16 protein-coding genes and 3 tRNA genes are annotated in these 13,082 nt (G+C 71.7%); 9 read left to right on the top strand and 10 right to left on the bottom strand.

What is annotated here, in order from left to right; all coding sequences use genetic code 11:
• The gene (locus OJ962_RS05940; RefSeq protein ID WP_202956193.1) at positions 1 to 951 is read left to right on the top strand and encodes a DUF892 family protein; all 951 of its coding nucleotides are present in this window, start codon (positions 1 to 3) and stop codon (positions 949 to 951) included.
• On the opposite strand, the gene OJ962_RS05945 is transcribed toward OJ962_RS05940, so the two are convergent.
• The 3 genes from OJ962_RS05945 to OJ962_RS05955 are packed head-to-tail and all read right to left on the bottom strand — an operon-like array spanning position 939 to position 3,737.
• A complete protein-coding gene (locus OJ962_RS05945) occupies positions 939 to 1,337 on the bottom strand; it encodes a CBS domain-containing protein (protein ID WP_202956194.1) in 399 nt (132 codons plus the stop codon). The two genes, OJ962_RS05940 and OJ962_RS05945, sit on opposite strands and share 13 nt — an antisense overlap.
• Positions 1,334 to 2,281: an NADPH:quinone oxidoreductase family protein gene (locus OJ962_RS05950; RefSeq protein ID WP_202956195.1), complete on the bottom strand. Its 948-nt coding sequence runs from the start codon at positions 2,279 to 2,281 to the stop codon at positions 1,334 to 1,336. The genes OJ962_RS05945 and OJ962_RS05950 overlap by 4 nt, the downstream gene beginning before the upstream one ends.
• A gap of 10 nt (positions 2,282 to 2,291) precedes the next feature.
• On the bottom strand, positions 2,292 to 3,737 hold the full coding sequence (locus tag OJ962_RS05955; protein ID WP_202956196.1) for a sulfatase family protein: 1,446 nt from the start codon (positions 3,735 to 3,737) through the stop codon (positions 2,292 to 2,294).
• 22 nt (positions 3,738 to 3,759) lie between these two features.
• Here OJ962_RS05955 and tal point away from each other — a divergent pair, with 22 nt between their 5' ends.
• From tal to OJ962_RS05970, 3 genes are read left to right on the top strand one after another with little or no spacing between them, the layout of a single operon-like run.
• Positions 3,760 to 4,860, top strand: coding sequence for a transaldolase (gene tal / locus OJ962_RS05960; RefSeq protein ID WP_202956197.1), 1,101 nt, complete (start codon positions 3,760 to 3,762; stop codon positions 4,858 to 4,860).
• Positions 4,857 to 5,279: a cupin domain-containing protein gene (locus OJ962_RS05965; protein ID WP_202956198.1), complete on the top strand. Its 423-nt coding sequence runs from the start codon at positions 4,857 to 4,859 to the stop codon at positions 5,277 to 5,279. The genes tal and OJ962_RS05965 overlap by 4 nt, the downstream gene beginning before the upstream one ends.
• Positions 5,279 to 5,680, top strand: a complete 402-nt coding sequence (locus OJ962_RS05970) for a J domain-containing protein (RefSeq protein WP_202956199.1) — start codon at positions 5,279 to 5,281, stop codon at positions 5,678 to 5,680. Before OJ962_RS05965 ends, OJ962_RS05970 begins: the two co-directional genes overlap by 1 nt.
• On the opposite strand, the gene OJ962_RS05975 is transcribed toward OJ962_RS05970, so the two are convergent.
• A complete protein-coding gene (locus tag OJ962_RS05975) occupies positions 5,627 to 6,442 on the bottom strand; it encodes an NAD(P)/FAD-dependent oxidoreductase (protein ID WP_202956200.1) in 816 nt (271 codons plus the stop codon). The genes OJ962_RS05970 and OJ962_RS05975 overlap by 54 nt on opposite strands.
• A 48-nt stretch (positions 6,443 to 6,490) precedes the next feature.
• On the opposite strand from OJ962_RS05975, the gene OJ962_RS05980 reads away from it, so the two are divergent.
• Complete coding sequence (locus OJ962_RS05980; RefSeq protein WP_202956201.1) at positions 6,491 to 7,060, top strand: helix-turn-helix domain-containing protein; 570 nt, start codon at positions 6,491 to 6,493, stop codon at positions 7,058 to 7,060.
• A gap of 151 nt (positions 7,061 to 7,211) precedes the next feature.
• Here the strand turns inward: OJ962_RS05980 and OJ962_RS05985 are convergent, their stop codons facing one another.
• A complete protein-coding gene (locus OJ962_RS05985; protein ID WP_202956202.1) occupies positions 7,212 to 7,598 on the bottom strand; it encodes a cupin domain-containing protein in 387 nt (128 codons plus the stop codon).
• A 66-nt stretch (positions 7,599 to 7,664) separates the two neighbouring features.
• A tRNA-Ser gene (locus OJ962_RS05990) sits at positions 7,665 to 7,751 on the bottom strand.
• 68 nt (positions 7,752 to 7,819) lie between these two features.
• Here OJ962_RS05990 and mreB point away from each other — a divergent pair.
• Both mreB and OJ962_RS06000 read left to right on the top strand, forming a co-directional pair.
• Positions 7,820 to 8,881 carry a rod shape-determining protein gene (mreB, locus tag OJ962_RS05995; RefSeq protein WP_202956203.1) on the top strand — a complete coding sequence of 354 codons (1,062 nt, stop codon included), beginning with the start codon at positions 7,820 to 7,822 and terminating at the stop codon, positions 8,879 to 8,881.
• A 29-nt stretch (positions 8,882 to 8,910) separates the two neighbouring features.
• Positions 8,911 to 9,001: transfer RNA gene (locus tag OJ962_RS06000), tRNA-Ser, on the top strand.
• Between the two features lie 40 nt (positions 9,002 to 9,041).
• On the opposite strand, the gene OJ962_RS06005 is transcribed toward OJ962_RS06000, so the two are convergent.
• Positions 9,042 to 9,611: a TetR/AcrR family transcriptional regulator gene (locus tag OJ962_RS06005; RefSeq protein ID WP_202956204.1), complete on the bottom strand. Its 570-nt coding sequence runs from the start codon at positions 9,609 to 9,611 to the stop codon at positions 9,042 to 9,044.
• Between the two features lie 71 nt (positions 9,612 to 9,682).
• Between OJ962_RS06005 and OJ962_RS06010 the strand changes: the two genes are divergently transcribed.
• Together OJ962_RS06010 and OJ962_RS06015 are read left to right on the top strand one after the other, a co-directional pair.
• Positions 9,683 to 10,276 carry a cupin domain-containing protein gene (locus OJ962_RS06010; RefSeq protein WP_202956205.1) on the top strand — a complete coding sequence of 198 codons (594 nt, stop codon included), beginning with the start codon at positions 9,683 to 9,685 and terminating at the stop codon, positions 10,274 to 10,276.
• Positions 10,254 to 10,327: transfer RNA gene (locus OJ962_RS06015), tRNA-Arg, on the top strand. Before OJ962_RS06010 ends, OJ962_RS06015 begins: the two co-directional genes overlap by 23 nt.
• Here the strand turns inward: OJ962_RS06015 and OJ962_RS06020 are convergent.
• From OJ962_RS06020 to OJ962_RS06030, 3 genes are read right to left on the bottom strand one after another with little or no spacing between them, the layout of a single operon-like run.
• The gene (locus OJ962_RS06020; RefSeq protein WP_202956206.1) at positions 10,301 to 11,470 is read right to left on the bottom strand and encodes a tyrosine-type recombinase/integrase; all 1,170 of its coding nucleotides are present in this window, start codon (positions 11,468 to 11,470) and stop codon (positions 10,301 to 10,303) included. The two genes, OJ962_RS06015 and OJ962_RS06020, sit on opposite strands and share 27 nt — an antisense overlap.
• Positions 11,467 to 11,667: a helix-turn-helix transcriptional regulator gene (locus OJ962_RS06025; RefSeq protein ID WP_202956207.1), complete on the bottom strand. Its 201-nt coding sequence runs from the start codon at positions 11,665 to 11,667 to the stop codon at positions 11,467 to 11,469. Before OJ962_RS06025 ends, OJ962_RS06020 begins: the two co-directional genes overlap by 4 nt.
• Positions 11,634 to 13,073 (bottom strand): replication initiator, encoded by a 1,440-nt coding sequence (locus OJ962_RS06030; protein ID WP_270006235.1) that lies wholly within the window; start codon positions 13,071 to 13,073, stop codon positions 11,634 to 11,636. The genes OJ962_RS06025 and OJ962_RS06030 overlap by 34 nt, the downstream gene beginning before the upstream one ends.
• Positions 13,074 to 13,082: the final 9 nt, after the last annotated feature.

Genomic DNA, 13,082 nt, shown 5'->3' on the forward strand with positions numbered 1-13,082 from the left:
ATGCGCCCGATCGAAGAGCAGCTCATCAAGTACCTCACCGATTGCCACGCCATGGAGGTGCAGGCGCTGGCGCAGATGCGCAAGGCGCCGGAGCTCGCGGGCGACCGCGACGTGGCCGCGGCCTTCGAAGTGCACTGCACCGAGACCGAGCGCCACGAGGAGCTGATCCGCGAGCGCCTCGCCGCGTACGACGCGTCGCCGTCCCAGCTGGAGGACCTGCTCGGCCGCGTCAGCGGCAAGGGCTTCGTGCTGTTCGCGCAGCTCAATCCCGACACGCCGGGCAAGCTCGCCACCCACGCCTACTCCTACGAGCACATGGAGCTCGCCGCCTACGACCTGCTCGAGCGGGTCGCGCAGCGCGCCGGTGACGAGGAGACGGCGGCCGTGGCGCGGACGATCCGCGCCGAGGAGGAGGCGATGGCGATCCGCATCGGCGAGTCCTGGGACAGGACCGTCGCGGCCTCGCTGCGCGACCGTGAGGCCGGCGAGCACATCACCGACTACCTCGCCGACGCGCACGCGCTGGAGGCGCAGTCCAACGCCCTGCTCGACCGCGGCCCGAAGCTCGCGGCGGGGACGTCGCTGGCGGCGGTCCTGGAGAACCACCACGCCGAGACGCAGGGCCACAGCGAGCTCCTCGAGCGCCGCCTGGGTGAGCTCGACAGCTCGCCGAGCCGGCTCAAGGACGCCGCGCTCAAGCTCGGCGGCATCAACTGGGGCGGGTTCTGGGCCGCGAACCCGGACACGCCGGTCAAGCTCGCGATGTTCGCCTACGCCGTCGAGCACCTCGAGATCGGGGCCTACGAGCACCTCACGCGCACCGCCCGGCTGGCCGGGGACGGCGACACCGCCATGGTCGCGGACACGATCCTCCCGCAGGAGCGCGCCGCCGCTGAGTTCATCTTCGGGACGTTCGACGACGCCCTGAACGCGTCACTTCAGCGGGGGTAGATGCAGAAGGCCTCGTGGCTCTTGTTCAGGCACACGAGGCCTTCGAGCCGGTCCCCGTCGGTGACGACGGGGATGCGGCTCATCTCGCGCTCGTTGAAGAGCTCGAGGGCCTTGTCCACCGGGTCGTCGGGCTTCAGCGACGGCGTGTCGGCGCGCACGTGCGGGCCGATCGGGCCGTCGTCGTCCGCGGGCAGATCGTCGCGCGTGACGGTGCCCAGGAAGCGCTCCCCGTCGGTGACGAGCATCAACTTCACCGACGGGCTGTCGAACGTCTCGCGGATCTGCGCGATCGGCGTGTCCGGGCCGACGGACCGCGGCTCGAGCATCATCACGTCCTTCACCGCCGGGCCGGCGTCCTCGAACGGGATGTGGACGGTTGAGCTCATGGCTCCAGCACCACCTTACCGGTCGCGCCGCGGCCGTCGATGAGCTGCAGCGCCCGGCTCGCCTCCGCAAGCGGGAAGCGGGCGCCGATGAGCGGGCGCACGTGGCCGGACTCGATCAGCGCGTCGAGCGCACGCGCCGTCTCCGCGAGCGTCTCCGGGCGCTGGGAGATGTAGGCGCCCCAGCCCGCGCCGACGACGCTGATGTTGTTCAGCAGCAGCCGGTTGACCTTCACCTCGGGGATCGCGCCGCCCGTGAAGCCGACGACGATCAGCCGCCCGTCCGGGTTCAGCGTGCGCAGGCTGTCGGTGAAGCGGTCGCCGCCGACCGGGTCGAGCACGAGGTCGACGCCGCCGAGCGCCTTCGCCTCGTCCTTCCACGCACCGTCCGAGCGCAGCACCTCGTCCGCTCCGGCCGTGCGCGCGACCTCCGCCTTCGCGTCGCTGGACACCACGGCCAGCACGCGGGCGCCCAACCCCTTCGCCACCTGGATCGACGCCGTCCCGACGCCGCCTGCCGCGCCGTGCACGAGCACCGTCTCGCCCGCGCGCAGCCGCCCGCGGTCCACGAGCGAGAAGTGCGCCGTGTGGTAGTTGAGGATCAGCCCGGCGCCCTGCGCGAAGTTCAGCGCGTCCGGCAGCCGGAACGTCATCTGCGGCTGCGCGACGACCGTCTCCGCGAACCCGCCGAGCCAGCTGAGCGCCGCCACCCGCTCGCCCGCCGCGAAGCCGTGCGCGTCCGCGCGTACGACGCCCGCGACCTCGCTCCCCGGCACGAACGGCAGGTCCGGCTTGAGCTGGTACTGCCCGCGCGACTGCAGCACCTCCGGGAAGGAGACGCCGCACGCGCGGACGTCGATCACGACGCCGTCGCCCGCCGGCTCGTCGATGTCCGCGAGCTGCAGCGACTCGGGGCCGCCGAGCTCGACGATCTGGATCGCCCGCATGGAGCGGAGACTACGGACCCTGATCCAGGATGCGGCAGTCGGGCCCGCCGCAGTCGCGCAGCTGCGCCAGCCGCCGCGCCAGGCGCTCACGCTGCTCCTCGGGGAGCGTCGGCCACAGGTTGTGCTGCTCGTGGGGATCGGTCCCGTGCTCGTAGTACTCGGGCGCCCGCTTGGGGTTGTCGTACTGCACGTACAGCGCCGCGTCGAAGCGCAACGCCGCGTAGCTCGGCGGCTTGCCCGCGAGGCGGTCCTGCGCGTCGGGATCGGACGCGTCGTGCGGCGGGCCGTGGTGCTCGACCAGCGTCGCGTCCCGCCAGCTCAGCACGGGCTCCTGCAGCAGCAGCGGCGCGAGGCTTCGGCCCTCGACGTGCGCGGGCGAGCGCACGCCCGCGAGGTCCTCGAACGTGGGCCGCAGGTCGACGTTGGCGGCGAGCTTGTCGATCACCCGCCCACCGGTCACGCCGGGCCCGACGACCACCAGCGGCACGCGGATGTCGTGGTCCCACGGTCCCTGCTTGCCCGCCGTCAGCCGCCGCTCGCCCATGTGGAAGCCGTTGTCGGAGGCGAAGACGACGTACGTGTTCTCGTCCACCCCGAGCTCGACCAGCTGCGCGCGCAGGTCGCCGAGCATGCGGTCGATCGCCTGCACGGACTGCACGCGCTTGCGGTAGTCGCGGTCGATGCGGGCGATCTCGTCCGGGGTGAGCGGGTCGCGCGGCAGCCAGTCCGGCGCGCCCGGCAGCGGCGCGGCGTCGAACAGCGGGCCGCGTGGGGCCTTCACGCCCGGGAAGCGGTCGCGGTCGCGCGGCGCCGGGGTGAACGGCGCGTGCGGCATGTAGGGCGCGAGCTTGAGCAGGAACGGGCGGCCGGAGCGCACCGACTCGGCGATGAACTGCCGGCCGCGGCGGGCGATCACGTCCGTCAGGTAGTCGCTCGCCCGGCGGCCGTGCCGGACGGTCTGCGGCGGCAGCGGGCCCAGGCCCTTGACGAGCAGGTTGTAGTTGAAGCTCTCGTACGCCTCACCCGCGACGACCCACTCCGTCCAGCCCGGCGGGACGAACCGCGAGCCGGGCCGGTAGCCGTTGAGGTACTTGCCCATCATCGCCGTGCGGTAGCCCGCGTCCTGCAGGGAGGTCGCGAACGTGCTGCGCTCCTCCATGCGGGTGAAGACCTCGAAGCCGCCGTCGGGCGGCTGGTTGCGGAAGATGCCGGTGCTGTGCGAGTAGCGGCCGGTGAGGATCGAGGCCCGGGACGGGCAGCACAGCGAGTTGGTGGCGACGAAGCGCTCGAAGCTCGCGCCCTCGGCCATCATCGCCTGCACGCGCGGCATGTACTGGACCAGGTCCATGGAAAGGTCGTCGGCGAGGACGAAGACGATGTTCGGGCGCTGCGCATGCGCGGGGGCCGGGACGGCGAGCGCCAGGAGCGCGAGCGCGAGCACAAGACGGGCGAGCATCCGGCGTGGCATCGTAGGGGGCATGAGCGCAACCGCAGTGAACGAGCGTCTCGCCGCCCTGACGGCGGCGGGCACGTCGATCTGGCTCGACCAGCTCTCGCGCGGGCTGATCGAGACCGGCGAGCTGGCGCGGATGGTCGAGCAGGACTCGCTGCAGGGCGTGACCTCCAACCCCGCGATCTTCGAGAAGTCGATCGGCCACGCCGACTACGACGAGGACATCCAGCGTCTGGTCACGGAGGGCAAGAGCGCCGGCGAGACCTACCGGGCGCTGGCGTTGCAGGATGTGCAGGCGGCCTGTGACGTCCTGCGGCCCGTCTATGACCGCACCGACGGCTTCGACGGCTACGTGTCCTGGGAGGTCGACCCCGACCTCGCGCACGACACCGAGCGCACGATCACGCAGGCCCGGGAGTACTGGCAGGCGGTCGACCGCCCGAACCTGATGATCAAGATCCCGGCCACCGAGGCGGGGATCCCGGCGATCGAGCAGGCGATCTACGACGGCCTGAACGTCAACGTGACGCTGCTGTTCGCGGTGGAGGCCTACGAGGCGGTCATGGAGGCCTACATCAAGGGCCTCGAGCGGCGCCAGGCGGAAGGGCTTGCGCTGGACCGCCACTCCGTCGCGTCGTTCTTCGTCTCGCGCGTGGACACCGAGGTCGACAAGCGCCTCGAGGCGGCCGGCAACTCCGAGCTGCAGGGCCGCGCCGGGCTGGCCAACGCGCGGGCGGCGTACGCCGCCTACCAGCGCATCTTCGAGGGCGAGCGCTTCGCGGCGCTGCGCGAGGCCGGCGCGCCGGTCCAGCGCCCGCTGTGGGCCTCCACCGGCGTGAAGAACCCCGCCTATCCGGCGACGCTGTACGTGTGGGGCCTCGTCGCTCCCAACACGGTGAACACGATGCCGATGGCGACGCTCGAGGCCGCGCGCGCCGAAGGTGGCGTGGCGGGCGCGACCGGTGCCGAGGACCCGAGCGCGGACCTCGCCGCGCTGGCCGACGCGGGCATCGACCTCGAGGACGTCACCGACAAGCTCCTGCGCGACGGCATCGACGCGTTCGTGACCCCGATGGAGAACCTGCTGGCCCGGATCGAGGCCAAGCGGGCGGAGATCGCCGCGTGAGCGACGGCTACTCGATCGTCGGTGCCGACGACGCGCAGGACGTGTACGCCGGCACCGACGTCCCGGGCGAGTTCCGGCCGTTGACGGACGCGCTGGACGCCGAGCAGGTGGCCGTGACGCTGATCCGCGTCCCGCCGCACTCGGACTTCGAGCAGGGCACGGGGCACTTCCACCAGGAGATCGAGGAGCTGTACATCGTCGCGCGCGGGACCTTGACGTTCCGTGCGGGTGACGATGTGCATCGCGTGTCCGCGCCCTCGGTGGTACGCGTCGCGCCGAAGACCGCGCGCTCGCACCGCAACGAGGGCGACGAGCCGGTCGAGCTGTGGGCGATCTCCAAGCAGCTCGGGCGCGGCGACGCGACGAAGATCGACGACTTCTGGGAGGCATCGCCGGAGGCCGCGCAGAAAAGGGGGTAGTGGACCCCTACGAGGCGCTCGGCATCGACCCGTCGTTCGACGGCGACCTGCGGGTCGTGCGCAACCGCCTCGTTAAGCAGTACTCCGAGGTGGGCGCGACGCCCGACGAGGAGCGCATGAAGGCGGTCAACCTCGCCTACGCGGCGTTGCGCGACCGGCACGTGAGCCGGCCGCCGCGGGTGGTGTTCCGCGGCGGACCCGGCTCCTCCTTCGTGCTGGACGGGCAGCGGTTCGTGATCGCCCGCCGCCCCCGGCAGCCCGCGGCGATCGCGGCGCCGGTGCTCGGGGCGGGAGCGCTGGTGCTCGCGTTCGGGTGGGCGGGCGCGGCGGTCGTCGTCCTGATCGCGCTAGTGCGGCAGTACCAGCGCATGCACCGCCATCGCCGCCGCCATCGAGCCTGAGGCGACGGCGGCCGCGACCGACGGCGGCTTCCCGGTGAGGTCGCCCGCGGCGAACACGCCGGGGACGTTCGTGGCGTGGCGCTCGTCGATGACCAGGCCGTCCTTGAACATCGGGTTGGGCTCCTGGGCGGTGACGCCGAGCTTGGCCGCGAGCCCGTCGCGCTGGGCGAGCTGGACGCCGACGAGCAAGCCGCCGCACGGGCGCGTGGTGCCGTCGGCCAGGACGATCTCGTCGTCGCGCAGCTCCTGCGGCGGGGCGTCGAGGAGCGTGACGTCGTCGCTCCAGGCGCTCAGCAGCTGCGCGCGCATCGGGCCGTGCTCGGACGGGTCGAGCACGAACAGCGGGCGGTCGCGCACCTCCCAGCCGTGGCAGAACGGGCAGTGGAAGGCGGTGCGGCCCCAGCGCTCCTGCAGCCCCGGCACGTCCGGATAGACGTAGTCCATGCCGGTGGCGAGGATGATGCTCGTCGTGGCTTCGCTGGTTCCGTCCGCGAGCGTGAGCGTGAAGCCGGGCTCGCCGTCCGTCACCTCGCCGCGCCGGTACTCCACGGTCGGATACTTCGCGAGCTCCGCGCGGCCGTCCGCGTAGAAGTCTTGCGGCGCGCGCCCGTCCTGGCCGAGCAGGCCGCCGATGCCGTGGGCGAAGCGGTTGCTCGGCTCGCCCTTGTCGATGATCAGTGTGCGCCGGCGCGCCCGGCCCAGGACGAGCGCGGCGCTCAGTCCCGCGGCCCCGCCGCCGACGACGATGCAATCCCAAGTCATTGCGGTTCAGGGTGGTGCGAGGCGAGAGATGTGTCAAGATCGTTTGCCATGACGGCAAACGAAGCGGTGGACGCGCGGGTCCGGCGGCGGCTGCGCGAGCTGCGCGGTGAGCAGGGGCTGACGTTGCAACAGGTGGCCGAGCGGGCGAACATCGACGTGTCGACCTTGAGTCGTCTGGAGTCCGGCAAGCGTCGGCTGGCGCTGGACCATCTGCCCGGGCTGGCCGCGGCGCTGGGCGTCAAGGCCGACGACCTGCTGGGCAGCGCGCCGCCGCCCGACCCGCGCGTGCGGGCCAAGCCGCTGAAGATGGGCGCGATGACGGCGTGGCCGCTCACGAGCCGCGGCGGCGCCGGCGGGCTGCAGGCGTTCAAGCTGCTGGTGCCGTTCGACGGTGCCGAGCCGCCCGACGAGCTGCCCGTGCACGAGGGGCACGACTGGATCTACGTGCTGTCCGGGCGGCTCCGGCTCGTGCTCGGCGAGAAGGACTTCGTGATCGAGCCGGGCGAGGCGGTCGAGTTCTCCACCTGGACGCCGCACTGGTTCGGCGCCGTGGACGGGCCCGTCGAGCTGATCGGCATCTTCGGGCCCCAGGGGCAGCGCCTCCACGTCCACGGCTGAGGCTCAGCCAGGCGAGCGCCGCCCGGATGCGGTGGGCGTCGGCGATCCAGTCGCTGCGGCTCGGGGTCAGCCGTCGCGTGAGCGTGACGAACGTCCGACACGGTGCACCTCTGCTCTGCGGCTCGAACCTAAGCGCTCAAGGATCGCTGTGTCAATCGGCCCAGAAACCGGGTGCGCGTTCGGTGTCGCCACCCGCCGGCCGCCGGCCGCCGACGCACAGCAGGTCGAGACCCTCGGGGCCGGCGGCGAACGAGCGCCACACGTGCGGGCTCACGCGCAGCACGTCCCAGGTCGCCAGCTCGACGATCTCGTCGTCGAGCTTGGCGTGACCCGCGCCGCCGACGACCACGTAGACCTCCTCCTGCTCACGGTGCCGGTGACCGAACGGCATCCGGGCGGCGGGCTCATACGTGAACCGGCTCACGCCCAGCTCGCGCGTGCCGAGGGCGTCGCGCGCCATCTTCCACTGCATCGGCGCGTCGCTCGGGCTCTTGTCCTTGAGGCGGTGGAAGCTCGTCTTGGTCCAGTCGGTGGCCATGCGGCGCAAGGGTCGTTGCACGCGGGCCGCCGGCCAAGGGATCTTGCCGATCGGGCAAGGGCGGAGCGGAGGGGGTGGGATTCGAACCCACGGTCCGCTTACACGGACTCCGGTTTTCAAGACCGGTGCGATCGACCACTCTGCCACCCCTCCGGAGGTTCGTAGGGTACGCCCCTGTTTCGAGGGGCATCGCCGCCGCGTGTGCTTGAGTGGGCGGCCGAATGTCCCTCCGGCTCTTCGGCGGCTCCGGCCGACGACGTCATGTCGGCCGCCTGCGGTCGGGTGGCGACGTTGCGGTCGACCTTGGCACGGCCAACACGGTCGTGTACGTCCGCGGGCGCGGGATCGTCCTGTCAGAGCCGTCCGTGGTCGCGATCGACCAGCGCACGGGTGAGGTGCACGCGGTCGGCGCGGACGCCCAGCGGATGATCGGCCGCACGCCCGCGACGATCTCCGCCGACCGGCCGCTGCGGCACGGCGTGATCGCCGACTTCGAGGTCACCGAGGCGATGCTCCGCCAGTTCGTGGGCAAGGTCTTGCAGTCGCGCTTCGCCCGGCCGCGGATGGTCATCTGCGCTCCCTCCGGCATCACCGAGGTCGAGCGGCGGGCGGTCGAGGAGGCGACTTTGAGCGCCGGCGCGCGCGAGGTGCACCTGATCGAGGAGTCGCTGGCCGCCGCGATCGGCGCCGGCGTGGACATCGCCGAGCCCAAGGGCCGGATGGTGGTCGACATCGGCGGTGGTACCTCCGAGGTGGCGATCATCTCGCTCGGCGGGCTCGTGGTCGCCAAGTCGCTGCGGGTCGGCGGGTACGACCTCGACGACGCGATCACCAACCACATCCGGCTCGAGCACCGGATGGCGATCGGGTCGCAGAGCGCCGAGGCGATCAAGCTCGCCGCCGGGTCCGCGATCCCGCTGCGCGAGGAGATCAAGACGTCGATCCGGGGGCGCGACCTGGCGTCCGGATTGCCGCGCGAGATCGTCTTGACGTCGGAGGAGGTCCGCCAGGCGATCGCTTCGCCGCTGGCCGAGATCATGGCGGCGATCCACGCGACGTTGGAGGAGACGCCGCCCGAGCTCGCCGCCGACATCACCACCGAGGGCGTGCTGCTGGCGGGCGGCGGGTCGCTGCTGCGCGGCTTCGAGGACCGCGTCGCGCGCGAGACGGGCATGCCCGTGCGGGTCGCCGACGACCCGCTGGCGTGCGTCGCCACGGGCGCCGGCATGTCGCTCGAGGAGCTGGACACGCTCCCCCGCGGGCGACGCAACCGCGCGAGTTGACGCGCGGCTCTCTACACTCCCGCGGACCGGGACAGGTGGCCGAGAGGCTGAAGGCGCTCGCCTGCTAAGCGAGTATGGGGTAATAAAGCTCCATCGCGGGTTCGAATCCCGCCCTGTCCGCTGTTTCAGACGCCCCGCTCGGTTGCGGGGCGTTTGCGTTCTAGGCGCGCTTCCACGCGGGATACAGCTGGTCCACGACCTGCTCCGGCCACTCCGGCCCTGGGCGTCCGTGCTCGTAGAAGCGGGTGAAGAACGAGCCGAACACCGCGTCCGCGGCGAGTTCGACGTCGAGGTCGGGTCTGAGTTCGCCGGTCTCGACGCCTTTGCGGATCGCGCGCCGGAACCGCTCCACCGCGGGCCGGATCATGTTCCGCCGCGCCACCTCGAGGATCTCCGGGTGTGTCTGCGCCTCCACCAGCACCGTCGCGGTAACGGTCGGGTCGACGCGCTGACGGACCGCCTCCAGCGTGGCGATCAGGTCCGTCCGCGCCGAGCCGGTGTCGGGGTCGGCCGCGTCGGCGTTCAGGCGCGCGATCGCGGCCAGCGCCAGCTGCGCGGGCGAGGGATAGCGCCGATAGACCGTCGTCTTCGCCACCCCCGCCGCGGTCGCGACGCCCGGCACCGTCATCCGCTGCAGGCCGCCCTCGAGAAAGATCGCCACCGCCGCCCGGACGATCGCCTCGTCGATGGCGGGGTCGAGCGGGCGCCCCCGTCTTGGTTCGGCTGGCACCCCTTGCACCCTAATGCCGATCACCGCTACCGTCCGTATCGAAACTACCGGTAGCGAAAAGGACGGCGCTCATGGGATATCCGAAGACGATCGACAACGGCCACGGCGAACGGCTGACCTTCGTCGGTCTGGACGGGGACCACCTGCTCGTGGAATCGACCGTTGAGCCGGGCGCCGGCCCGCCCATGCACGTCCACTGGCTCCAGACCGAGCGCATGCGCGTCGAGTCCGGTCGCATGGGCGTCTCGATCCCGGGTCAGGCCGACCGCTTCTACGGCATGGGTGAGATGGCGACCTTCAAGCCCGGCGTCGAGCACCGCTTCTGGAACGCGGGCGACGAGCCGCTCCACCTCGTCGGCGAGGTGTTCCCGGCGCACAACCTCGAATACTTCCTGTCCGCGGTCTACGCGTCGATCGCCGAGAGTCGTGGCGGCCGGCCGGGGGCGTTCGACGCCGCGTACCTGCTCACCCGCTACCGGAGTGAGTTCGCGATGACCGCGATCCCGCCGCTCGTGCGCCGATTCGTCCTGCCGCTCCAAGCGCGGGTTGGGCGCCTTCTCGGCCGCTACGGGAAGTTCTCCGACGCCCCGGACCCGGTCGTCCGCGAAGCGGGCGCTAAACTGGCTCGCCGCAGCGCGACCAGCGCCCGTAGCTCAGCTGGATAGAGCGTCGGTCTACGGAACCGAAGGTCAGAGGTTCGAATCCTCTCGGGCGCGCTGAACAGAAGGCCTCGCATTTGCGGGGCCTTCGTCGTTCTCGGGATCAGCATCGATCTTGGTTGCGTCCGCAATCGTGCCCACAACGTGCCCACGGGCGTTCTCGGCGCCGTCGTAGCGGTCGAGCAGGCCGCGGTCCTGATCCTCGGCGTCGCGCGCGAGATGGCCGTAGGTCTGATCGATCATCTGCACGCTCGTGCCCATCCGGCGAGCGAGGGTGAAGATGCTCATCCCGGCCGCCAGGCTCCACGTCGCGAACGTGTGGCGCATGTCGTAGATGCGGCGGTGCTCGATACCGGCGGCGATGAGCGCCGGCGTCCACTCGCGCCGCCGCCAGTTGTCGATGTTGATCCGGCCGCCCCCGGACGCCGGGAACAGGATGCCCTCGCGCGGGTGGAGGCTCTCCAGCGCGTCGATCACCTTCGCGCGCAGCGGGATGCGCCGCCGTGAGCGCGCGGTCTTGGCGTACGGCTTGAGCCGGCCCTTGGCGAACGAACGCCGCACGGTGAAGACGCCGGCCTCTAGGTCGACGTCGACCCACTCGGCGCCGAACGCCTCCTCCGGCCGCACGCCCGTGCCGATGCTGAAGATCATCAGCGGCCCGAACGGACCGAGCTCGTGCGCGACGGCCTCCACCTCCTCCCAGGTGTCGAACGGGACGAACTCCTGCCGCGCGTGCATCGGGTTCGGCACGTCCAGCGCGACGTTGCGCTCGATCCACTGCCACTTGTGCGCCGCGCCCAGCGCCTGCCGCAGCGAACGGACCGCGCCGTGGCGCATCGTCTCGGGCAGGCTCGCCCGCCAGCGCGAGAGGTCCAGCACGTTGATCTCGCTAACGGGACGATCGCCGAACTTCGCCGTCGCCTTGCCGAGGTACTGATCGAGCCGATCCTTGCTCGACGGCGCGCCCTGGTACTGGTCGAGGAACGCGTCGACCAGCTCCTTGAGCGTCACGTCCGGCCGGTACAGCGGGCCGAGGCGCGCCTTGCGCAGCTCCTCGTCCAGGACGGTCTTCGCCTCGGCCTTGGTCCTGAAGCCGCCTTTCTGACGGCGTACGCCCTGCCCGTCGCGGTACCGGATCGCCCAGCCGCCGGCCGTGCGCTTGATCTCGCCCGTGCGCGCCTGGCCGCGGCTGTTGCTCACGGCCGGTTCTCCTCGATCAGCGCCGCCTCGACCTCGCTCCAGCGAAAGCGGACGGGGCGCCGCGGACCCTTGCGCAGCCGCCGGCCCGGCAACACGCCCTCGTCGTAGTAGCGGAGCACCGTGGTCGGAGCGATGCGGAGTCGCTCGGCGACCTCGCGGGCGGTCAGGAACGGCTCGAACTCGGCCGGGTCAGGCATGTCGGCTCCCTTCGGGGTGGTGGTTGGTCGCACAGCTCTTCGCGGGCGATCCGGCGCATTTCGCGCTCTCTGGCGCGGCCTTGCTCGGCAAGAAGGGCCTCGACGTCGGTTCGGTGGCCCTGGCCGACGAACTCGAAGCGCCCACGCCGCTGCTCGGGCGCCGCCGTGGCGATCGCACGTTGTGATTCGTCGCGCGAGCGCGCAAGGATCTGCTCCAGGACGTGCGCCTCGCGATCGGCGCGGAGCTGCTTGAACGTCGTGGAGTAGCGGCGCGACTTGGTCAGGCAGTGGCCGCGGTAGCCGAAGGCGTGTGCGTTGCGCGCGAGCTTGCGGTTGTCGAGCTGCGCGTCGAGCGCGAACGCGTGGCGCAGATAGTGCTTGACGTGCTCGCGCACCGGGAGCTGGTTGACCTCGTGTTCGGTTACGCGGTGGAGCACGCCGCCGGCCTGCTCGGTCGCCTTGGTCGCGTACTTGGCGAGGTAGCCCGCGCAGTGGCCGGGTTCGAGCGCGCGGCCGGTGCCGATGTGCTGGACATCGAGCTGCGCGCCCCACGTCGCGTAGCCGCCGCCGATCTCCTGCGGCACAGGGACGGTCACCGTGGCCGCGGCGTTGCGCAGCGCGTCCTCGAGCAGCTCGACGGTGAACCGCAAACCGGGCGGGCGCACGTCGCCGGCCCGGTACTTGGGCATCGCGCGATCGAGCCGGATCACCAGGTGCAGGTGCACGAGCCCGCGCTGCTGGTACTCGGCGACCTTGACGTAGGCGACGCGCACGCGGGCGCGAAGTTGCTTCTGCGTGAGGCCGACGAGCCGCGCCAGGGCGCGCGGCAGGTAGATCGTCGTGCGCCGCCACAGCTCGCCCAGGAGGTTGTTCCAGACCAGCGCGCTGTCGTAGTCGAAGCACTCGCGGCACAGCGGCTCGCCCAGGCACGGGTCGCCCTCGCGATGGAGGCGCGTGCAGCTGAGCGAGTTCCCGTGCGGGCAGACCGGCGCGTCACGCCGAGGACGACAGCGGCGCGGCTGCCCGTCAGGACCGGTCGCGCGCGAGTGCACCGCCCCGAACGTCGGCGCCGTCAGCGTCGCGAAGATCATCGGGTGCTCGGTCACCGTGTCCGGCACGCCTTTGCCGCCCCGCAGCCCTGCCGCGATCAGGTGGTAGGCGTCCTGGCGGTAGCGCTCCGCGCACGCAGGGCAGATCGCCTCGCGCCGGTTGCCGCAGGCCTTGCGGAGCACGCCGTCCGGCTGCGTGAGCGTCGACCAGGTAGAGCGCCAGCGCCCGTCCGCGCCGCACGTCTCGACGTGCCCCTTGAGCCGGACCGGCCGAGCGCAGTACCCGGACGAGCGCAGCTGCTTCTGCAGCGTCTCAAAGTCCGGGCGAGCCGCGCGCTCGGCCAGCTCGACATGCACCGGAGACGG

The organism is Solirubrobacter deserti, from assembly GCF_027587175.1.
Lineage (GTDB): Bacteria > Actinomycetota > Thermoleophilia > Solirubrobacterales > Solirubrobacteraceae > Solirubrobacter > Solirubrobacter deserti.

What these genes read in the sequence shown, in the direction of transcription:
- OJ962_RS06010 (WP_202956205.1), top strand. Translation starts at nt 9,683, where the DNA reads ATGGGATATCCGAAGACGATCGACAACGGCCACGGCGAACGGCTGACC.
- OJ962_RS06025 (WP_202956207.1), bottom strand. Translation starts at nt 11,667, where the DNA reads ATGCCTGACCCGGCCGAGTTCGAGCCGTTCCTGACCGCCCGCGAGGTC.
- OJ962_RS05980 (WP_202956201.1), top strand. Translation starts at nt 6,491, where the DNA reads ATGACGGCAAACGAAGCGGTGGACGCGCGGGTCCGGCGGCGGCTGCGC.
- tal (WP_202956197.1), top strand. Translation starts at nt 3,760, where the DNA reads ATGAGCGCAACCGCAGTGAACGAGCGTCTCGCCGCCCTGACGGCGGCG.
- OJ962_RS05940 (WP_202956193.1), top strand. Translation starts at nt 1, where the DNA reads ATGCGCCCGATCGAAGAGCAGCTCATCAAGTACCTCACCGATTGCCAC.
- OJ962_RS05945 (WP_202956194.1), bottom strand. Translation starts at nt 1,337, where the DNA reads ATGAGCTCAACCGTCCACATCCCGTTCGAGGACGCCGGCCCGGCGGTG.
- OJ962_RS05975 (WP_202956200.1), bottom strand. Translation starts at nt 6,442, where the DNA reads ATGACTTGGGATTGCATCGTCGTCGGCGGCGGGGCCGCGGGACTGAGC.
- OJ962_RS05950 (WP_202956195.1), bottom strand. Translation starts at nt 2,281, where the DNA reads ATGCGGGCGATCCAGATCGTCGAGCTCGGCGGCCCCGAGTCGCTGCAG.
- OJ962_RS05985 (WP_202956202.1), bottom strand. Translation starts at nt 7,598, where the DNA reads ATGGCCACCGACTGGACCAAGACGAGCTTCCACCGCCTCAAGGACAAG.
- mreB (WP_202956203.1), top strand. Translation starts at nt 7,820, where the DNA reads ATGTCCCTCCGGCTCTTCGGCGGCTCCGGCCGACGACGTCATGTCGGC.
- OJ962_RS05955 (WP_202956196.1), bottom strand. Translation starts at nt 3,737, where the DNA reads ATGCTCGCCCGTCTTGTGCTCGCGCTCGCGCTCCTGGCGCTCGCCGTC.